This window comes from Pseudomonas sp. XWY-1 (assembly GCF_002953115.1).
GTDB classification, from domain to species: Bacteria; Pseudomonadota; Gammaproteobacteria; order Pseudomonadales; family Pseudomonadaceae; genus Aquipseudomonas; species Aquipseudomonas alloputida.
Genome location: NZ_CP026332.1, coordinates 976111 through 995828 on the forward strand (window position 1 = coordinate 976111; position 19718 = coordinate 995828).

At 61.3% G+C, this 19718-nt stretch carries 16 protein-coding genes; 3 read left to right on the top strand and 13 right to left on the bottom strand.

Translation table 11 applies throughout. From position 1 onward, the window contains the following. Position 1: 1 nt before the first annotated feature. Positions 2-715, bottom strand: coding sequence for an ABC transporter permease (locus PRJ_RS04630; RefSeq protein ID WP_003248483.1), 714 nt, complete (start codon positions 713-715; stop codon positions 2-4). Positions 716-1272: 557 nt separating this feature from the next. On the opposite strand from PRJ_RS04630, the gene PRJ_RS04635 reads away from it, so the two are divergent. After that, positions 1273-2856, top strand: a complete 1584-nt coding sequence (locus PRJ_RS04635) for a peptide chain release factor 3 (RefSeq protein WP_104960827.1) — start codon at positions 1273-1275, stop codon at positions 2854-2856. Between the two features lie 130 nt (positions 2857-2986). Here the strand turns inward: PRJ_RS04635 and PRJ_RS04640 are convergent, their stop codons facing one another. From PRJ_RS04640 to PRJ_RS04655, 4 genes are all read right to left on the bottom strand, one after another. Then, positions 2987-4039, bottom strand: coding sequence for a polyamine ABC transporter substrate-binding protein (locus tag PRJ_RS04640; protein ID WP_104960828.1), 1053 nt, complete (start codon positions 4037-4039; stop codon positions 2987-2989). A gap of 80 nt (positions 4040-4119) precedes the next feature. Then, a complete protein-coding gene (locus PRJ_RS04645) occupies positions 4120-4461 on the bottom strand; it encodes a cupin domain-containing protein (RefSeq protein ID WP_012051262.1) in 342 nt (113 codons plus the stop codon). A 33-nt stretch (positions 4462-4494) separates the two neighbouring features. Further along, on the bottom strand, positions 4495-5901 hold the full coding sequence (locus PRJ_RS04650; protein WP_104960829.1) for an FAD-binding oxidoreductase: 1407 nt from the start codon (positions 5899-5901) through the stop codon (positions 4495-4497). A gap of 64 nt (positions 5902-5965) precedes the next feature. Next, positions 5966-6790 (bottom strand): nuclear transport factor 2 family protein, encoded by an 825-nt coding sequence (locus tag PRJ_RS04655; protein ID WP_177429881.1) that lies wholly within the window; start codon positions 6788-6790, stop codon positions 5966-5968. Between the two features lie 613 nt (positions 6791-7403). On the opposite strand from PRJ_RS04655, the gene PRJ_RS04660 reads away from it, so the two are divergent. Then, positions 7404-8270, top strand: a complete 867-nt coding sequence (locus PRJ_RS04660; RefSeq protein ID WP_064492383.1) for a DMT family transporter — start codon at positions 7404-7406, stop codon at positions 8268-8270. A 141-nt stretch (positions 8271-8411) separates the two neighbouring features. Continuing rightward, entirely contained in the window at positions 8412-8516 is a 105-nt protein-coding gene (locus PRJ_RS30620) for a LysR family transcriptional regulator (protein ID WP_121162286.1), read from the top strand. A 366-nt stretch (positions 8517-8882) separates the two neighbouring features. Here PRJ_RS30620 and PRJ_RS04665 read toward each other — a convergent pair whose 3' ends face one another. The 8 genes from PRJ_RS04665 to PRJ_RS04705 all read right to left on the bottom strand — a co-directional run bounded on the left by PRJ_RS04665 (position 8883) and on the right by PRJ_RS04705 (position 19530). Next, positions 8883-9851 carry a peptide ABC transporter ATP-binding protein gene (locus PRJ_RS04665; RefSeq protein WP_003255261.1) on the bottom strand — a complete coding sequence of 323 codons (969 nt, stop codon included), beginning with the start codon at positions 9849-9851 and terminating at the stop codon, positions 8883-8885. After that, positions 9851-10819, bottom strand: a complete 969-nt coding sequence (locus PRJ_RS04670) for an ABC transporter ATP-binding protein (protein ID WP_020191897.1) — start codon at positions 10817-10819, stop codon at positions 9851-9853. The genes PRJ_RS04665 and PRJ_RS04670 overlap by 1 nt, the downstream gene beginning before the upstream one ends. Before the next feature lie 10 nt (positions 10820-10829). Next, positions 10830-11756, bottom strand: a complete 927-nt coding sequence (locus PRJ_RS04675) for an ABC transporter permease subunit (RefSeq protein ID WP_009685150.1) — start codon at positions 11754-11756, stop codon at positions 10830-10832. 10 nt (positions 11757-11766) lie between these two features. After that, positions 11767-12777 carry an ABC transporter permease subunit gene (locus PRJ_RS04680; RefSeq protein WP_003255257.1) on the bottom strand — a complete coding sequence of 337 codons (1011 nt, stop codon included), beginning with the start codon at positions 12775-12777 and terminating at the stop codon, positions 11767-11769. 91 nt (positions 12778-12868) lie between these two features. Next, on the bottom strand, positions 12869-14479 hold the full coding sequence (locus PRJ_RS04685) for an ABC transporter substrate-binding protein (protein WP_033726404.1): 1611 nt from the start codon (positions 14477-14479) through the stop codon (positions 12869-12871). A 78-nt stretch (positions 14480-14557) separates the two neighbouring features. Beyond that, positions 14558-15937 (bottom strand): OprD family porin, encoded by a 1380-nt coding sequence (locus PRJ_RS04690; protein ID WP_104960830.1) that lies wholly within the window; start codon positions 15935-15937, stop codon positions 14558-14560. A gap of 228 nt (positions 15938-16165) precedes the next feature. Continuing rightward, on the bottom strand, positions 16166-17758 hold the full coding sequence (locus tag PRJ_RS04700; RefSeq protein ID WP_104960832.1) for an ABC transporter substrate-binding protein: 1593 nt from the start codon (positions 17756-17758) through the stop codon (positions 16166-16168). Between the two features lie 146 nt (positions 17759-17904). Continuing rightward, the gene (locus PRJ_RS04705; protein ID WP_104960833.1) at positions 17905-19530 is read right to left on the bottom strand and encodes an ABC transporter substrate-binding protein; all 1626 of its coding nucleotides are present in this window, start codon (positions 19528-19530) and stop codon (positions 17905-17907) included. Positions 19531-19718: the final 188 nt, after the last annotated feature.

The window sequence follows — 19718 nt, forward strand, 5'->3', positions numbered from 1 at the left end:
CTTATTGGGCCAGGCCACGTTCCAGCCAGCGCCTGCTGGAGAAACTCACCGCTGCGTCCAGCACCAGTGCCAGCAGCGCGGTGCAGGCGGCCCCCAGCAGCAGCTGCGGCTGGTTGTTCAGGGCAATGCCGGGGAAGATCAGGCTGCCCAGGCTGTTGGCGCCGATCAGGAATGCCAGCGGCGCGGTGCCCACGTTCAGCGCCAGGGCCACGCGCACGCCGCCGACGATGATCGGCACCGCGTTGGGCAGCTCCACCTGCCAGAGTTGCTGGCGCGGGGTCATGCCGATGCCGGTAGCGGCTTCCTTGAGCGAGGCGGGGACGTTTTTCAGGCCTTCGTAGGTGTTGCGCACGATGGGCAGGAGGGACGCGAGGAACAGTGCGAAGATCGCAGGCCCGGCGCCGATGCCCAGGATACTCAGGGCGATGGCCAGAACGGCAAGGGGGGGAATGGTGTTGCCAACGTTGAAGAACTGCATGAAGCGCTCGGCTTTGTCGACCCGGTGCGGTCGACTTAACGCAATGCCGGCGGGGATGCCCACGGCCAACGCCGCCGCCATCGAAGCCAGCACCAATACCAGGTGCGCTTGCAGGTAGAACCCAAGATCGTCGCGATAACGCGCGATCGTGTCGATGCCGATCCAGTGGACCAGCAGGGCCAGGATGACGAGCACGGCGGCCCATCCCAACAGCCCCTTTCCGTAGCGTTTAGCCACAGGCGGACTCCTTGTGTTGTCGGCGAGCACACTTCTTGGAAGCCGGCCAATCCTGGCGGCGGGTGGTGTGTTCGCGAGTAGCAGCGAGATGCAAGCCGAAGGCTGCGATCAGGCCATGAGCCGAACCCCGTCGGGCCCGAAAATGCTGATGAAACCAGTCCCCAACCGAAGCGGTTTGCAGGGGAGTGGACGTCTCCGTGGGCGTAAAGGTTCCCATCTGGGACGGCATTTGGCCAGTGTTAATCGCTGGGTTGCGGGTTTTTGGGCGAGAAAAAACAGCGACTTGATGTGCTGCAGGCGTTGAAATAACTGCGTTTTGGTTATTTGTCGTGATAAAGCGATTGCCTGTTGGGTTTGTTTTGTCTGTGCTGGCGTCTTCGCGGGTAAACCCGCTCCTACGAAGACTGCACCGCATCCGAACCCTGTGTCGTACCTGTAGGCGCGGGTTTACCCGCGACGAGGCCGGCACAGGCGCCATTCATTCGGCAGATTTTGGTCCAGGCCCAACTTCAGGTATGATACTGCCCCTTTCAAATCCCCCAGTCAGGCGATTTCCCATGACCAACCAGGCCGCCGAAGTCGCGAAGCGCCGCACTTTCGCAATCATTTCCCACCCCGACGCCGGTAAGACCACCATCACCGAGAAGCTGCTGCTGATGGGCAAGGCCATTGCCGTCGCCGGTACCGTGAAGTCGCGCAAGTCCGACCGCCACGCCACCTCCGACTGGATGGAAATGGAGAAGCAGCGCGGCATCTCCATCACCACCTCGGTGATGCAGTTCCCGTACCGCGAGCACATGATCAACCTGCTCGACACCCCCGGCCACGAAGACTTCTCGGAAGACACCTACCGCACCCTGACCGCGGTGGACTCGGCGCTGATGGTGCTCGACGGCGGTAAAGGTGTAGAGCCGCGGACCATCGCCCTGATGGACGTGTGCCGCCTGCGTGACACGCCCATCGTCAGCTTCATCAACAAACTCGACCGTGACATCCGCGACCCGATCGAACTGCTCGACGAGATCGAAGCCGTTTTGAAGATCAAGGCCGCGCCAATCACCTGGCCGATTGGTTGCTACCGCGACTTCAAGGGCGTGTACCACCTGACCGGTGACTATATCGTGGTGTACACCCCGGGCCACGGCCACGAGCGCACCGAAGCCAAGATCATCCAGAAGCTGGACTCGGACGAAGCGCGCGCCCACCTGGGCGACCAGTACGATTCGTTCGTCGAGCAACTGGAACTGGTGCAGGGCGCTTGCCACGAGTTCAACCAGGAAGAGTTCATCAACGGTCAGCTGACCCCGGTGTTCTTCGGTACTGCGCTGGGCAACTTCGGTGTCGACCACGTGCTCGACGCGGTGGTCGACTGGGCGCCGCGTCCGCTTGGCCGTGTTGCCCACGAGCGCACCGTGGAGCCTGTGGAAGAGAAGTTCACCGGCTTCGTGTTCAAGATCCAGGCGAACATGGACCCGAAACACCGCGACCGTATCGCCTTCATGCGTATCTGCTCGGGCAAGTACGAGAAGGGCATGAAGATGCGTCATGTGCGGTTGAACAAGGACCTGCGCATCGGCGATGCGCTGACCTTCTTCTCCTCCGAGCGTGAGCAACTGGAAGAAGCCTTTGCCGGTGACATCATCGGCCTGCACAACCACGGCACCATCCAGATCGGCGACACTTTCACCGAAGGCGAGTCGCTGGGCTTCACCGGTATCCCGCACTTCGCGCCGGAGCTGTTCCGCCGCGTACGCCTGAAAGACCCGCTGAAATCCAAGCAACTGCGTCAAGGCCTGCAGCAGCTTGCCGAAGAAGGTGCTACACAGGTGTTCTTCCCTGAGCGCAGCAACGACATCATCCTCGGTGCGGTCGGTGTGCTGCAGTTCGACGTGGTCGCCAGCCGCCTGAAGGAAGAGTACAAGGTCGAGTGCGCCTACGAGCCTATCACCGTCTGGTCGGCGCGCTGGATCAGCTGCGATGACAAGAAGAAGCTCGAGGAATTCCAGACCAAGGCCATGGAAAACCTGGCCATCGACGGCGGCGGTCACCTGACCTACCTGGCGCCGACCCGGGTCAACCTGGCGCTGATGGAAGAGCGCTGGCCGGACATCAAGTTCCGCGCTACCCGCGAGCACCATTAAGGCCTGAAATCGGGGCTGCTTTGCAGCCCTTCGCGGGCACGCCCGCTCCCACAGGGAATCACCAGACCTGGAGGTCATGTGATACCTGTGGAGCGGGCGTGCCCGCGAAGGGCCGCTAGGCGGCCCCATTTCAATTTCCGGCTTTGATACTGGTCCAGATTCGCGTACGAATACGGTCGATCTTCGCCGGCATCGCCTCCAGCGCATACAGCTTGCCCATCACCTCGTCGCTCGGGTAAATCATCGTATTACCCTTCATCGCCGGGTCCACCAGCCCGTCAGCCTTGAGGTTGCCGTTGGCGTACTGGACGTGGTTGCTGATGTTGGCCATCACCTCCGGCTGCAGCAGGTAGTTCATGTAGGCATATCCGGCCTTTTCATCCGGCGCATCGACGGGCATTGCGACCATGTCGAACCACATCGGCGCGCCCTCCTTGGGTATCGAATAGCCCACCTTCACGCCATTGTTCGCCTCGTCGGCGCGGTTCTTCGCCTGCAGCACATCCCCTGAGAACCCCACCACCACGCAGATATCGCCGTTGGCCAGGTCGCCCGTGTACTTGGACGAGTGGAAATAGCTGATGTAAGGCCGCACTTTCATCAGCAGGTCCTTGGCCTTTTCGTAGTCCTTGGGGTCTTGGCTGTGATGGGGCAAGCCCAGGTAGTGCAGGGCGATCGGCAGCAGTTCGGGGCCATTGTCCAGCACCGCGACCCCACAGCTTTTCAGCTTGCTCATGTACTCGGGCTTGAAGATCAGGTCCCAGGAGTCCACGGGCGCGTTGTCGCCGAGCACTGCTTTGACCTTGTCGATGTTGTAGCCAATACCGGTACTGCCCCACAGGTACGGGAAGCCGTACTGGTTGCCCGGGTCGTTGACCTCCAGCGCCTTGAGCAGCACCGGGTTGAGGTTGTGCCAGTTGGGCAGCTGCGACTTGTCCAGGCGCTTCAAGGCTTTGCCCTGAATCTGCCGGGCCATGAAATGGTTGGAGGGAAACACCACGTCGTAGCCGGAATTGCCGGTCATCAACTTGCCATCGAGGGTTTCATTGCTGTCGTACACGTCATAGGTCGGCACGATGTCGCTGGCTTGCTGGAAGTTCTTCAACGTGTCGGGGGCCACGTAGCTGGACCAGTTGTAGATCTTCACCGTTTCAGCGGCGCTGGCCACGCTGGCGGCCAGCATCAGGGGGGGCGAGGAGGAAGGTGCGCATGTCGGGTTTACCTTGCTTTGTCTGTTGTTATCGAAGGCAGGCGATCAGCGGATCAGAAAATAAGCACGTAGGTCTTGCGCACGGTCTCCTGGATGTCCCAGGTGCCGGTGCTGTTGGCCGGTAGCATCAATGCGTCTCCGGCTTCTATGACCAGGGGCTCGCCACCGTCGGGGGTGAACGTGCAGCGGCCCTTGATGAAATGGCAGAACTCCTGTTGCACGATCTGCCGCCGCCAGCGCCCTGGGGTGCATTCCCAGATGCCGGTTTCAACGCCATCGCTGCGCTCCACGCAGGTGACTGACGTGACTGCCACGGGTTCGCCGAGCGGTACCGCGACCGGGTTGGAGCTGTCGAGCACGGCAAATTCGGTGTTCTTGAACTGGGTGATGCTCATGACCGGTGGATCCTGTACGAGTGATAAGGGAAGTCAGTGCATGAAACCTTCCATGAAGTCCGCAACCGAGATGGCCAGGCGCCGCCTCCACGGCGCGCTGGCGGGGTTGGCGAGGGTCCGGTCCTCGTGGACGAAGCTCTGGATGATCGCGTTGTAGCCCAGCCAGCGGCAGGGCTCGGGAGGCCAGCTGGCCAGGCTCGATAGCGGGCGGTTGTCGAGCACCCAGGGTTGTGCCGTCAGTTCGTTGCGCTGGTTGAGGATCAGCGCCGCCAGGGTGCGTCCACCCAGGTTGGTAGCCCCCACGCCTTCGCCGCCGTAGCCGCCGGCAAGGGCGATGCCGCGCTGGCGGTCGCAGAGCATGTGTGGGCGGAAGCGCCGCGCCATGCCCAGGTTGCCGCCCCAGGTATGAGTGATGCGTACCTGTTTGAGCTGCGGGAACAGTTCGCCGAACAGGTAGCGGCGCAGTTCGATTTCATGTTCGTCGAGGTTGAAGTTTTCGCGCAGGCGCCCACCGAAGCGGTAGCCACCGCGGGCACCGAAGACCAGGCGATTGTCGGCGGTACGCTGGCCATAGGTGACCTGGCGGCTGCTTTCACTGAAGGCTTGGCCCTGGCTCAGGCCAATCTGCTCCCAGGTAGCCTCCGGCAGCGGCTCGGTGGCCACCAGCAGGCTCTGTACCGGCAATTGGTGTTTGCCCAGTGGCGGCAGGCTGGCGGCGTAACCCTCCACGGCAGGCACCATCCACTGGCAGCGAATCTGTGCCAGCGGGGTACGCACCTCGCTCGGCTGCCAGTCGATGGCCGGGGTGTTTTCGTAGATCGATACGCCCAGCGCCTCTACTGCCCGGGCAAGGCCGCGCACCAGCTTGGCTGGCTGGATGGTCGCCGTGTGCGGGCTGTAAATGGCTCCAAACGCATTGCTGACCCGCAGTTGGCTCCCCAACTGCTCGGGGCTCAGCCAGCGGTAGTCGTCCTCGGTCATGCCTTGGCGATACAAGTCGGCGAGGTAGGCGCGCAGGCTGCGTTCCTGCTCCGGGTAGCGCGCCGCGCAATACAGCACGCCGCCTTTGCGGTAGTCACAGTCGATGCCTTCGCTTTGCAGCACGCGATGCACTTCATCCGGGATGCCGTGCAGCAGGTCGATGCTGGCGCGGCGCTGTTGCGGCGAGAGGGCACCGAGCAGGCGGTCTTCGCCGAGCAGGTTGCCCATCAGCCAGCCCCCATTACGGCCGGAGGCGCCGAAGCCGGCGATTTGGGCTTCTATCACCGCAATGTTCAGCTGGGGTGCCTGGCGCTTGAGGTAGTACGCGGTCCAAAGGCCGGTATAGCCGGCACCGATGATGCACACGTCAACGTCGAGGTCATTGCGCAGTGCCGGGCGCGCGCACAGCGGCTCGTCGAGCTGGTCCATCCACAAGCTGAGCGTGCGCAGGGGTTGCATCGGGTTCGGCTCCACATCCGTCAAGGTCTGTGGGCGATCGTAGTGGTGTCAGCGGGCAGCTGTCCTACGTGCGTGCACGCAGGGAAATTTGCTTGAGGTAGGCCTTGGGCGTGAGCCCGGTGTGCTCACGGAAGCACTTGTAGAACGCCGACAGCGAGTTGAAGCCGGCACTGAAGGCCAGCTCGTCGATCGTCGCCTCGACGCTGTCGTCGCCGAGGCTGGCCATCAGGTGCTGCAGGCGTGCCTGGTTGACGTAGCGGTAGAAGCTTTGCCCCAGCACCTGGTTGAGCAGGTAGGAAATCTGGTTGCGGCTGTAGCCGCTGGCGTCGGCGACCTGTTGCAGGTCGAGCTCCGGGTCGAGGTAGGGGCGTTGACGCTGGAAGTAGTGCTCCAGGTCCTGGGCCATGGTCGACAACTGCCGAGGCGACAGGCCCAGGCGGCTGGTGGCGGGGCGCGGGCCGCTGTTGGCGGGGCCTGTGCCGTTCCGGCGGACCAGCGTGGCGTATTCGTTGACCCGCCAGATCAGCCCGTCCCTGACGGTGATCGCCTCGCTGGACTGGAACGCAACCAGGCCGTCACCGCCCTGGACCGTGACCTGATACTGGATGAATGCGGTGCAGCCATCGACGCGGATGCGGTCGCTGTGGACGATGTCCTCGCCGGCTTCATGGGGCAGACAGGCGCGTACATAGTCGCGCAGTTCCTGATGGCCGAGCACGCGGTTCTGAAAGAAGTCGTGGTACTGGATATCGGGGTGGTAGAGCGCCATGACACCGTCGAGGTCGCGATGCTTCCAGCAGAGGTGGTAGCGCAGCACGATTTCGGCGGTAAGCGGCGTTTGCTCGGGGCCGTCGGGGAGGGTGGTGGCGATCATGGGAGGATAGTGCATTGCAGAACACCCAGGTGCAAGGGCGTGGATCCTGCATATTGCACGGTTTGCTCAGGCGGCTTGGAGGGTAAGCCTTTGATTCTTATGAATGTAGTTTTTTGATACAACTGGCATGGCGGCTGCACCTTTCTTGTCACCATCGATCAAGGAGAAAGGCCATGCGCTCGATACTGCTTTGGATGATTGGGGTGCCGATTCCGGTGATCATTCTGATCTGGTTCTTCATGCATTGAGATTTTGGGGGCCGCTTTGCGGCCCTTTTGCTACAACTCTTCGCTACAAAAGGCGTGTGCAAGGCAGGGCCCGGATGCCGGCTTGAGATCAATAAATCCAATTTGGTGTTCTGATGAACACCAAGGGTCTCGTTGAATTAGTAATATTTAGTGTAGTAAGTGCAAGTGGAGTGTTGTCTGAAAGTTCCTACAGTATTCTCTTGGCACTTGCCGCTATCTCTACAGTACTAACTAACTCGTTAATAATGTTGCTAGGCTGGTGGACGTGCCGAAATACGTTAGTCTGTAGATTCTTGTCAAAATAGGTGTTTGATTTCTGCTGTTTTCCCGATTACTGTCTGAGGAGGTTCAGGAATAATTCATAATTAAGGACCATTGCTATGGACGTATTCATGGGGTTGCTGGCTGCGGTGTTCTGGGGGTGCACCGACTTCTTGGTCGGCGTGAACGCAAGAGCGGTTGGAGTAAAACGGGCGGTATTTTTCGGTCAGTTGCTAGGGCTTTTCTTGATGGCAATCATTATTGCCATTTCAGCCGATCAGTGGCAGAAATTTACTTCTGCGCCCTGGCTCACGATAGGGTTAGGAATTGTCGCCTCTCTATGCACCGTAGTAGGAGCGCTGGCGCTTTCAAAAGCTTTCGCTATTGGCAAGACAGCCATAGTAGCGCCCCTGGTCACTTCGTATGGTGTTTTTACAACGCTGTTGGCATGGCTGGGTGGTGATGCCCTTTCCGCTTGGCAGGTGGTCGGTATCCTTGTCTGCTTTTTCGGCGTGCTGTTGGCCTGCCGCAGCGATAATGGTGGTTTCGATCGTAAGGTCACCAGCGTAATGTCTGTGTGGTTTGCTTTGTTGGCGGCCATGCTTTACGGCATCAGCTTCTGGATTCAGGGGAAATTCACCTTGCCGGCGCTGGGACCGGTGAACATGCTGGCGCTAGGGTATGCGGTGGGGGTCATGTTCCTTATCCCTGAAGCCATCAAGTTTCTGCGGGATCATACGACGATAATGCTGAAGACCTATGGCTCACTGTGCGGGGCCAGTCTTTTCAACTTGGGAGGGTTTTCTGCGTTTTCTTGGGGGGCTCTAAATGGCTCGGTGTCCGTTGTCACCGTCATCAGCACGTTGTCGGGTGGTATCGCCGCGATCCTGGGGTACTTCTTTTTTCGCGAGCGGCTGTCAGTCATCCAGATCGGTGGTGTTAGCCTAGTGTTGTCAGGGGCTTTGCTTCTGCACCTGTATGGGTGACATTTTCTTCGGTATATAAATTGTAGATTTTGGGGGTGTGCCAATGGCGTATTTCTTCGCTGTGGGCCTGTAGATATGAGTGCTCATAGTAATGGACTATCAAATCTATCTTGCGAAAGTCATGTTGATATGTTGCCTTGCATGGCAGCATTTGCGGTAGTGGTTGAAACTGGAAGTATTGTATACGCATCTGCCCGATTAGGCTTGACGGCGTCTGCAGTCAGCAAGCAGGTATCAAAGCATTGAAAATACCTTGTCCCGTACACAAAAGTCTGACACTTCCCTGATGGTCGAATCCCGGTATCCGTCCGGCCAACACATCTTCCTGATGGAACCGGCGAAGGCCATGGTGTCCACCTAAAAGTAGACACCATTTCTGACCCAGCAAGCGGATTTTCCAGGCCTCAGCGCCGTACCTACAATAAACCTTTCAAAGCCCAGAGTGCGACGAGCCCGGCGCCTCCATCGCAAACATCGCCTTGGGCTACAGCCTCAATGGCAACCTCGTCCACAAATGGATTCAGCTCCACAATCAAAAAGCCTTGGTACTTCAGCTGGGCAGCGCAGCAAACTGCTGTTTTTCGCATTGAGGGCTGCCCAGTTTTCTAACAGTTAAAGAAACTGCTCCGCATAGTGGCACGCAACCTGCCGCGTACTCACCTGCCTCAGCGCCGGCACCTCCTTGGCACACCGCTCGGTCGCATACGGGCAGCGTTTGTGAAACGCGCACCCATCCGGCGGGTTCAGCGGGTTGGGCAGCTCCCCGACGATACGAATCTTCGGCTTCAACGGGTCTGGATGAATCGCCGGTGTCGCCGATAGCAGCGCCTGGGTATAGGGATGCAGCGGCTTGTTGTAGATGTCCTCCTTCGGCCCCATCTCCGCCGGCCGCCCCAGGTACATCACCAGTACCTGATCCGCCACATGCCGTACCACCGCCAGGTTGTGCGAAATGAACACGTAGGCGGTGTTGAACTCCTTCTGCAGATCCATGAACAAGTTCAGCACCTGCGCCTGAATCGACACGTCCAGCGCAGAGGTCGGTTCGTCGGCCACCAGCACCTTGGGCTGCAGCATCATCGCCCGGGCCAGGGCGATACGCTGGCGCTGGCCGCCGGAGAACATGTGTGGGTAGCGCTGGTAGTGCTCGGGGCGCAGGCCGACCTGTTCCATCATCTTCTGCACTTTGTCGCGGCGCTCGGCCTTGCTCAGCGAGGTGTTGATCAGCAGCGGTTCGGCCAGTTGGTCACCGATCTTCTGCCGTGGGTTGAGCGAGGCGTAGGGGCTCTGGAACACCATCTGCACATCGCGGCGCAGTTGTTTGCGCTCTGCCTTGCTGGCGCCCTTCACCTCAGTGCCGGCAATCTGCAGCGAGCCGGACGACGGCTCTTCGATCAGGGTCAGGGCGCGGGCCAGGGTCGACTTGCCGCAGCCCGACTCGCCGACCACGGCCAGGGTCTTGCCGGCCTCCAGTTCGAACGACACGCCATTGAGCGCGCGCACCAGCGCATGGCCCTTGAACAGCCCGCGGGAGACTTCGTAGTGCCGGGTCAGCTCCCGGGCAGATAGAACGACGGCCATCACGCCACCTCCTGGTTCAGCGGGTAGAAGCAACGCACCAGGCTGTGGGCCTGAGGGTCGAGGGGCGGGCGCTGGCGCCGGCAATTGTCCTGTACATAGGGGCAGCGTGGTGACAGCAGGCAACCGACCGGGCGGTCGTAGCGGCCGGGGACGATGCCAGGCAGGGTGGCCAGGCGTTCGGCGCCAATGCTGTGCTCGGGGATCGCGGCGAGCAGGGCTTCGCTGTAAGGGTGGGCGGGCACATCGAACAGTTCTGGCACCTGGCCCACTTCCACGGCCTGGCCGGCGTACATCACGCACACCCGCCTGGCGGTTTCGGCGACCACGGCGAGGTCGTGGGTGATCAGGATGAGCGCCATGTTGCGCTCCTTCTGCAGGTTGACCAGCAGTTCCATGATCTGTGCCTGGATGGTCACGTCGAGGGCGGTGGTCGGTTCGTCTGCGATCAGCAGCTTGGGCTCGCCGGCAATGGCCATGGCGATCGCCACACGTTGGCTCATGCCGCCTGACAGCTGGTGCGGGTAAGCGTCCAGGCGGCTTTCGGCGGCCGGAATCTCGACCTTTTTCAAGAGCTCCAGAGCACGCTGGCGGGCAGCCTTGCCCTTGAGGCCCAAGTGCTGGCGCAGCACTTCCTCTATCTGGAAGCCCACGGTGTAGCTGGGGTTGAGCGCGGTCATCGGGTCCTGGAAGACCATGGCGATGTCCTTGCCCACCACCTTGCGCCGCTGACGGCCGCTGAGCTTGAGCATGTCGGTGCCGTCGAAGGTGAGGGCGTCGGCGGTGATGCGCCCGGGGGCATCGATCAGGCCCATCAGGGCCATCATGGTGACCGATTTACCCGAGCCGGACTCGCCGACAATGGCCAGGATTTCGCCGGCGTCTACCACCAGGTCAAGGCCGTCCACCACGGGTACCGCATTGGCGTCGCCGAAGCGCACGTTGAGGTTGTTGATCTGCAAAAGTGGCATGGCGTTTTCCTCAGGCGGCGTTCTTGAGTTTCGGGTCCAGCGCATCGCGCAGGCCGTCGCCCATCAGGTTGATTGCCAGCACACTGAGCAGGATGGTCAGGCCGGGCAGGCTTACCACCCACCAGGCGCGCTCGATGTAATCCCGGGCCGAAGCCAGCATGGTGCCCCACTCGGGGGTAGGCGGCTGCACGCCGAGGCCGAGGAAACCCAGCGCAGCGGCGTCGAGGATGGCCGAGGAGAAGCTGAGCGTGGCCTGCACGATCAGCGGTGCCATGCAGTTGGGCAGCACGGTGACGAACATCAGTCGGGGCAAGCCGGCGCCGGCCAGGCGGGCAGCGGTGACGTAGTCGCGGTTCAGTTCGCCCATCACCGCGGCGCGGGTCAGGCGCACGTAGGACGGCAGGGAAACGATGGCGATGGCAATCACGGTGTTGATCAGGCCAGGGCCGAGGATGGCGACGATGGCCACGGCCAGCAACAGCGACGGCAAGGCCAGCATCACGTCCATCAGGCGCATGATCGACGGGCCGAGCAACTGCGGGAAAAAGCCGGCCAGCAGGCCAAGGAGAATGCCTGGGATCAGTGACATCACCACTGACGACAGGCCGATCAGCAGCGATAGCCGTGCACCCTGAATCAGCCGCGAAAGCAGATCACGGCCCAGTTCGTCGGTGCCCAGGATGAACTGCCAGGTGCCGCCTTCCAGCCACACCGGCGGGGTCAGCAAGAAGTCGCGGTACTGCTCGCTCGGGTCATGCGGGGCGACCCAAGGCGCGAACAGCGCGCAGAACACCACCAGGCACATGAAGGCCAGGCCCATCACCGCACCCTTGTTGCGCGCGAAGGCTTGCCAGAATTCTTTGTACGGGGAGGGGTAGAGCAGGCTCTGGTCCACCGGGCTGGCCGGTGACACGGATTTTGGAATCGGGCTAGTCATGGCAAGGGCCTCAGCGCTGATGACGGATGCGTGGGTTGGCCAGGCCGTAGAGGATGTCCACGACGAAGTTGACCAGAATCACCAGGCAGGCGATCAACAGGATGCCGTTCTGGACTACGGGGTAGTCACGGGCACCGATGGCTTCGATCAGCCATTTGCCGATGCCCGGCCAGGAAAAGATGGTTTCGGTCAGCACCGCACCGGCCAGCAGCGTGCCGACCTGCAGGCCGAACACGGTCAGCACCGGGATCAGCGCATTGCGCAGGCCATGGACGAACACCACACGGGCCGGCGACAGGCCTTTGGCGCGGGCGGTGCGGATGTAGTCTTCGCGCAGTACTTCAAGCATCGACGAGCGGGTCATGCGGGCGATCACCGCCAGCGGGATGGTGCCGAGCACGATGGCCGGCAGGATCAGGTGCATCACAGCGTCCTTGAACGCGCCTTCTTCATCGCTAAGCAGGGTGTCGATAAGCATGAAGCCGGTCTTCGGCTCGATGTCGTAGAGCAGGTCGATGCGCCCGGACACCGGGGTCCAGCCCAGGCTCACGGAGAAGAACATGATCAGGATCAGGCCCCACCAGAAAATCGGCATCGAGTAGCCGGCCAGTGATATGCCCATGACCCCGTGGTCGAACAGCGAACCGCGCTTGAGTGCGGCGATTACACCGGCCAGCAGGCCGACGACGCCGGCGAACAGCAGGGCGGCGAAGGCCAGTTCCAGGGTGGCCGGGAACAGGGTGAGGAACTCGCGCCACACGCTTTCGCGGGTGCGCAGCGATTCGCCAAGGTCACCCTGGGCAAGTTTGCCGACGTAGTCCAGGTACTGGACCGGCAGTGGCTTGTTCAGGCCCAGGCGTTCCATGGCCTGGGCATGCATTTCGGGGTCGACCCTGCGCTCGCCCATCATCACTTCCACCGGGTCGCCGGGGATCAGGCGTATGAGCGCGAAGGTCAGCAAGGTGATGCCGAAAAAGGTCGGTATCAGCAGGCCAAGGCGCCGGGCAATAAAACTCAACATTGTCGGGGTTACCTCATCAGGCCGTGGGGCGATCAGCCCGGTACGGCAGAGCCGCCGGTCCCCGTGTGGGTGGCCGGCGGTCGTTGTTGTTCTACTTCACCTTGGTCGTGGCGAAGTTATTGTTGGTCAGAGGGCTGATCACGTAGCCCTCCACGTTGTCACGCATGGCCGTGAACACCTTGGGGTGGGCCATGCTGATCCAGGGTTGGTCGTCATCGTACACCTTCAATGCCTCGCTATAGAGCCTTGCGCGCTCGTCGTTGTCGATCACCTCGCGGGCACGGGTGATCAGCTCCTGGAATTTCGAGTTGCACCAGCGCGCGTAGTTCTCACCGTTTTTGGCGGCCTCGCAACTGAGCAGCGGGCCAAGGAAATTGTCCGGGTCGCCGTTGTCGCCTGCCCAGCCGGTGGACACCAGGTCGGCTTCGCCCTGCTTGGCGCGGCGCAGCATCTCGGCCCATTCCATCACGCGAATATCCAGCTTCAGGCCGATCTGCTTGAGGTCGGCTTGCAGCATTTCGGCGGACAGGCGCGGGTTAGGGTTGGTCATGCCGCCGCCGTTGCGGGTGAACAGGGTGATTACCGTGCCCTCGGGTACACCGGCCTGCCTGAGCAGGGCGCGGGCTTTATCGAGGTCGCGCGGTGGGTTCTGGTTGTGGGTGTTGTAGCCGATCATGGTGGGTGGGTAGGGGTTTACACCCACCAGTGCGTTGCCTTTGCCAAACAGTTGGTCGACATGGGTCTGGCGGTCGAAGGCCATGTTGATGGCTTTACGCACGCGCACGTCGTTGAGGTATTTGTGCTGGGTATTCATGGCGATGTAGCCGGTGACCAACGCTTCGGTCTCTGCGACCTTGAGCCTGGCGTCGGCCTTTATCGACGGCACGTCCTCGGGTTTGGGGTACAACGCCACCTGGCACTCGTTGGCGCGCAGTTTCTGCAGGCGCACGTTGCTATCGGTAGCGATGGCGAATATCAGGGCGTCGGCAGGCGGCTTGCCGCGAAAGTAATCCGGGTTAGGTTTGAAGCGGACCTGCGCATCCTTGTTGTAGCGCTGGAAGATGAACGGGCCGGTGCCGATCGGCTTGCTGTTCAGCGCTGCGGTCTTGCCGGCCTTGAGCAACTGGTCGCCGTATTCGGCGGAGTAGATCGAGGTGAACCCCATCGCCATGTCCCGCAGGAACGGCGCTTCCGGGCGGGTGAGGGTGATCACCACCGTGTGGTCGTCGGTTTTGTCCACCGACTTGAGCAGTTGCTTGAAGGCCATGCTTTCGAAGTACGGGTAGCCGACGCTGGTCTTGTCGTGCCATGGATGGGCGGGGTCGAGCTGGCGGCGCAGGCTCCACAGCACATCGTCGGCGTTGAATTCACGGGTAGGGGTGAAGTACTCGGTGCTGTGGAACTTCACCCCCTGGCGCAGGTGAAACGTGTAGGTCAGGCCGTCGGCTGAAATGTCCCAACGCTCGGCCAGGGCCGGCTGGATATCGGTGGTGCCGGGCTTGAAGTCGACCAGGCGGTTGAACAGCGTTTCGGACGCGGCATCGAAAGTGACCCCAGTGGTGTACTGAACCACGTCGAACCCTTCCGGGCTGGCTTCGGTACACACCACCAGCGGCTTGGCGGCCAGATGCGTGGCGCTGCCCAGTATCAGCGCTGCCAGGGTAAGGCGCAGCACTGGCGTTTTCCTGAAAGCTATCTGCATAGGTTGAAGTCTCCCTGCGTGCATTGATTCCAGCGTAGCTGCCACGGCCCGCAGCGAAACAGGCCGTGGCGCCCGCGCTCAGAGAATGTTGAACGGAATGGTGGTGACCACGCGGAACTCATCCAGGCTGCCATCGCCCTGGGCCTTGCTGGCGCGATGGGTGGTGTAGGTGGCGCGGATGCTGGTGTCTTTCAGCGGCCCGCTCTGCAACGCGTAGCTGGTGCCGATACCCCACTCATAGTGGGTTTCGCCATCCAGGCCATTCACGTCGTAGGCAGTGCCGCGGTAGTGGGTGCCGTCGATACCCCAGCCGCGGGCGTTGTACAGGTTGAACTTCAGGCCAGGCACGCCATAGGGCGCCATGTTCAGCACATAGGAAATCTGCAGTGATTTCTCGTTGGGGCCGTTGAAGTCCGACAGCAGCGAGTTGGCCAGGAAGATGCCGTTGGTTTCGTGCAGGTAGTCGAAGTACTCATTGCCGTTGACCTGCTGCCAGGAGGCGCTGAGGGTGTGGGCCTGATGGGTCAGGCCCAGTGACAGGCTGTAGGTGTCGTTGTCGATCTTGCCCATTTTCTGGCTGCCGGCGTCGACGGTCTTGTAGTAGTTCAGGCCGGTGCTCAGGCTGAGCACTGCGCTGTCGCCGAGCACATGGTTGGCGCCGAAGTAGTACTGGTTCCAGAAGTCGTCGACCTTGGTGGCGTACAGGCTGGTACTCAGGCTCTTGAACGGCTGGTAGTTGATGCCGGCGGTGCTGGCGCGGTCGGTTTCCACGCCGGTGGCGCTGTACTCGCTGCGGAACTTGCTGAGGCTCTGTTCGGTACGTGGCGAGACGCGGTCGAAGGTGCCCAGGTCGAGGCTGAGGTTGTCGAATTCAGCGCTGTGCAGGAACGCGCCCTGGAAGCTCGAGGGCAGGGCGCGGTTGCCGATGTAGGCGATCATCGGCGTATCCACCGACTGGCGGCCAAGGGTAAGGGTGGTGTTGGACACGCGCGCCTTGATATTGCCCAGGCCCAGTTTGCTCCACTGGCCGACGGGGTCGCCATCGCTGTGGGTGAGGGTGCGGTTGTTGGGGCCGGCGATGGCTTCGCGGCTCTGCTGCAGGGCGATGGCGTTGTAGCCGGCAGCCTCGACGGCGAAGCCCACGGTACCCTGGGTGAAGCCGGAGCTGTAATTGAGGATGGTGCCCTGGACCCAGTTTTCACGGCTGTGGGTGTCGTGGCGGGTGCCGTCGTTCTTGTAGTACTTCCACAGCGGGGCGCGTGCGGCACGTTCACGGGCATACCAGTTGCGGGTGCTGCCGGACAGGCTTTGGCCGTCGATGAAGCCGCTGGCTTGCGCTTGCTCGCTGCTGCTTTTGAGGGTGAGCGGAATGTAGTCCTGGCTCTGCGGATCTGCCTGGGCCACCGTGGAAAAGGCACCGATGGATAACGCCAGTGCGGTCAAGGTGAATACTTTCAAGGTTAAAGCTCCCTTTCTTTTCTAGTTATGGCCGGCCTTGTGGGCCGGGTGATTGCTGCGGTGTTGCCAGGGGTGCCGCGGGATCGCCGGGCAGAATCGGGGCGTTGTGTTGGCCGTTCTGGCTTCTTCGCGGGCAAGCCCGCTCCCACAGGTAGGGCGCAGTGTCCGAACCTGTCGAGATCCTGTGGGAGCGGGCTTGCCCGCGAAGAGGCCGGTACTGGCTAACGCTTAATCAACACTCACACCGGAAAAATCATTGCGCCCAAACGGGCTGACCTTGAACTGGGAAACCTTGACGCTAAGCGGCTGGCTCACGGTGGAATGCGCCACCGGCGTGATCGGTACCTGCTGCTTGAGCCGCTGCTGGGCCTGCTGGTACAGGGCGGTGCGTTGCGTACGGTCGGTCACTTGCTTGGCCTGCTTGACCAGGCTGTCGTACTGCGGATCGCACCACTGCGAGTAGTTGTTGCTGCCGATGGCATCGCAGCTGTAGAGGGTGCCCAGCCAGTTGTCCGGGTCGCCGTTGTCACCGGTCCAGCCGATCAGGGCGATGTCGTGCTCACCGTTTTTCATGCGCTTGAGGTATTCGCCCCATTCGTAGCTGACGATGCGTACCTTGAATCCGAGCTTGCTCCAGTCGGCCTGGAGCATTTCGGCCATCAGCTTGGCATTGGGGTTGTACGGGCGTTGCACCGGCATGGCCCACAGGGTGATCTCGGTGCCAGGTTTGACACCCGCCTGCTGGAGCAGCTGTCTGGCCTTTTCCGGCGCGTACGGGGCGTCCTTGATGCTGTCGTCATAGGACCATTGGGTCGGTGGCATGGCGTTGACCGCCCGTTGGCCGGCGTCCTGGTACACCGCCTGGAGGATGGCTTCCTTGTTGACCGCCATGTCCATTGCCTGGCGCACTTCCAGGCGGTCGAATGGCGGGTGCTGGGTGTTGTAGGCGATGTAGCCGAGGTTGAAGCCTGGTTGCTGGAGCACCTGCAGCGTGCTGTCGGCCTTGAGCGCCGGCAGGTCGGCCGGGCGTGGGTGCAGGGTGACCTGGCATTCATTGCGGCGCAGCTTCTGGATACGCACCGACGGGTCGGTATTGATCGAGAACACCAGGTTGTCGATCTTCACCTCGTTCGCTGCCCAATAGTCCTTGTTGCCCTTGTAGCGGATCTGCGAATCCTTCTGGTAGCGCTGGAACACGAACGGCCCGGTACCGATAGGCTGCTGATTGATGTCACTGGGGCGTCCACTGGCCAGCAGCTGTTCGGCGTATTCAGCGGAGAGGATGGAGGCGAAGCTCATGGCCAGGTTCTGGATGAACGCGGCATCGACGGTGTTCAGGGTGAACACCACGGTCAATGGGTCGGTCTTCTCGACACGGGCGATGTTCTTGTCCAGGCCCATGCCGTTGAAATAGGGAAACTCGGTAGGGTAGGCCTGACGGAACCGATGACCCTTGTCGAGCATGCGGTTGAAGGTGAACAGCACATCGTCGGCGTTGAACGTGCGGCTCGGGCTGAAGGCCTTGTTGCTGTGGAACTTGACCCCTTCGCGCAGGTGGAAGGTGTAGCGCAGGCCGTCGTCGGACACCTCCCAGTGCGTCGCCAGGGCCGGGTGCACGGTGGTGCCGCCACGTTCGAACTCGACCAGGCGGTTGTAGATGGGTTCGGCGGCGTCGTTGTCGGTGGCGCTGGTGTACTGGGCGGTGTCGAAGCCGGCTGGGCTGCCTTCAGAGCAGAACACCAGGTTGTTGGCCAGCAGGACCGGGGATTGGCTGACCAGGCCCAGAGCCAGCAGCGCGGAAAGGCGGGTAACGTGGCGCATGGCAAATCCTTTTTCATCTGTTCGCGCCGCCTCCGGGTACGAATGGCGGCAACAGTTCGCCGTCCCCGCAGCGTATGGCCGCAGGACGACATGAAGAGGTGGTGGGGGTGAAGGGCACCCGCGATTCAGCGGGTGCCTCGGTCAGCCTATTTGTCCACGCTGACGCCGTAGAAGGCGTTCAGCGCGAACGGGCTGATCTTGAAGTCCTTCACCTTGGCGCTCATGGGCTGGTAGACAGTGGAGTGGGCGATCGGGGTGATCGGTACCTGCTCCTTGAGGATGTGCTGCGCCTTCTGGTACAGCTCGGTGCGCTTGGCCTGGTCGGACGTGGCCTTGGCCTGCTTGATCAGGTCGTCATAGGGTTTGTAGCACCACTTGGAGAAGTTGTTGCCATCGACGGCATCGCAACCGTAGAGGGTACCCAGCCAGTTGTCCGGGTCACCATTGTCACCGCTCCAGCCAATCAGCATGGCACCCTGTTCGCCACCTTTGGAGCGCTTGATGTACTCGCCCCATTCATAACTGACGATCTTCGCCTTGATACCGATCTTGGCCCAGTCGGACTGGAGCATTTCGGCCATTAGTTTGGCATTGGGGTTGTACGGGCGTTGCACGGGCATGGCCCACAGGGTGATTTCGGTGCCTTCCTTGATGCCGGCTTCCTTGAGCAGTTGCTTGGCTTTCTCGGGGTCGAAGGCGGCGTCCTTGATGCTGTCGTCATAGGACCACTGTGTGGGCGGCATGGCGTTGACCGCCAGCTGGCCGGCGCCCTGGTACACCGACTCGATGATCTTTTTCTTGTCCACGGCCATGTCCAGCGCCTGTCGGACTTTCAGCTGGGCCATGGGGTTGGCCTCGTTGCTGCCCTTGATCTTGTCCATCACGTTGTAGGCGATATAGCCGAGGTTGAAGCCGGCCTGCTGCGGCATTTGCAGGTTCTTGTCGGCTTTTAGCGGCTCGATGTCGGCCGGGCGTGGGAACAGGGTGACCTGGCACTCGTTCTTCTTGAGCTTCTGCATGCGCACCGAGGCGTCGGTGGTGATGGCAAAGATCAGGTTGTCGATCTTCACGTCCTCGGGCTGCCAGTAGTCCTTGTTGCCCTTGAAGCGGATCTGCGCGTCCTTCTGGTATTTGCTGAACACGAACGGGCCGGTGCCGATCGGCTTCTGGTTGATGTCGGCGGCCTTGCCGTTCTTTAGGAGCTGGTCGGCGTATTCGGCGGACTGGATCGAGGCAAAGCTCATGGCCAGGTTCTGGATGAACGCGGCGTCAACCTCGTTGAGGGTGAACTTCACCGTGTGCTCGTCAAGCTTCTCCACCTTGGCAATGTTCTTGTCCATGCCCATGTCGGTGAAGTATGGAAACTCGGTGGGGTACGCCTTACGGAACGGGTTGTCCTTGTCGAGCATGCGGTTGAAGGTGAACAGCACGTCGTCGGCGTTGAACGGGCGACTGGGCTTGAAGTAGTCGGTGGTGTGGAACTTGACCCCTTCGCGCAGGTGGAAGGTGTAGGTCTTGCCGTCGTCGGACACTTCCCATTTGGTCGCCAGGCCCGGGATGACCGCAGTGCCGCCGCGCTCGAACTGGGTCAGGCGGTTGAACACGGTCTCTGCCGAGGCATCGAAGTCGGTCCCGGTGGTGTACTGCCCCGGATCGAAGCCGGCCGGGCTGCCTTCGGAGCAGAACACCAGGTTGGATGCGGCAACGGCCGACGGTGCGCCGCTGAGCAAGCCTGCACCCAGCAGGAACGGAATGACTGCGTGTTTGAGCATGGTGGCCTCATTGTTGTCATTTTTTGGATGAGGTGGCCTCGTGAGCCGACCTGCGGATACTTATGCAGGGGGCGTTCCCATTGCAACAGGTACAAGGATAGTTGACGCCGGGAAAGTGGCACGAACGTACATGGATGTCGCATCGGTATAACTTTTGGTGAAGTTAAACGTTTGCGTAGGCAAAATGA

Coding starts and splice junctions, on each gene's coding strand:
- PRJ_RS04705 (WP_104960833.1), bottom strand. CDS start 19,530: ATGCTCAAACACGCAGTCATTCCGTTCCTGCTGGGTGCAGGCTTGCTC.
- PRJ_RS04645 (WP_012051262.1), bottom strand. CDS start 4,461: ATGAGCATCACCCAGTTCAAGAACACCGAATTTGCCGTGCTCGACAGC.
- PRJ_RS04635 (WP_104960827.1), top strand. CDS start 1,273: ATGACCAACCAGGCCGCCGAAGTCGCGAAGCGCCGCACTTTCGCAATC.
- PRJ_RS04675 (WP_009685150.1), bottom strand. CDS start 11,756: ATGACTAGCCCGATTCCAAAATCCGTGTCACCGGCCAGCCCGGTGGAC.
- PRJ_RS04685 (WP_033726404.1), bottom strand. CDS start 14,479: ATGCAGATAGCTTTCAGGAAAACGCCAGTGCTGCGCCTTACCCTGGCA.
- PRJ_RS04700 (WP_104960832.1), bottom strand. CDS start 17,758: ATGCGCCACGTTACCCGCCTTTCCGCGCTGCTGGCTCTGGGCCTGGTC.
- PRJ_RS04665 (WP_003255261.1), bottom strand. CDS start 9,851: ATGGCCGTCGTTCTATCTGCCCGGGAGCTGACCCGGCACTACGAAGTC.
- PRJ_RS04660 (WP_064492383.1), top strand. CDS start 7,404: ATGGACGTATTCATGGGGTTGCTGGCTGCGGTGTTCTGGGGGTGCACC.
- PRJ_RS04650 (WP_104960829.1), bottom strand. CDS start 5,901: ATGCAACCCCTGCGCACGCTCAGCTTGTGGATGGACCAGCTCGACGAG.
- PRJ_RS04680 (WP_003255257.1), bottom strand. CDS start 12,777: ATGTTGAGTTTTATTGCCCGGCGCCTTGGCCTGCTGATACCGACCTTT.
- PRJ_RS04670 (WP_020191897.1), bottom strand. CDS start 10,819: ATGCCACTTTTGCAGATCAACAACCTCAACGTGCGCTTCGGCGACGCC.
- PRJ_RS30620 (WP_121162286.1), top strand. CDS start 8,412: ATGGCAGCATTTGCGGTAGTGGTTGAAACTGGAAGTATTGTATACGCA.
- PRJ_RS04640 (WP_104960828.1), bottom strand. CDS start 4,039: ATGCTGGCCGCCAGCGTGGCCAGCGCCGCTGAAACGGTGAAGATCTAC.
- PRJ_RS04655 (WP_177429881.1), bottom strand. CDS start 6,790: ATGCACTATCCTCCCATGATCGCCACCACCCTCCCCGACGGCCCCGAG.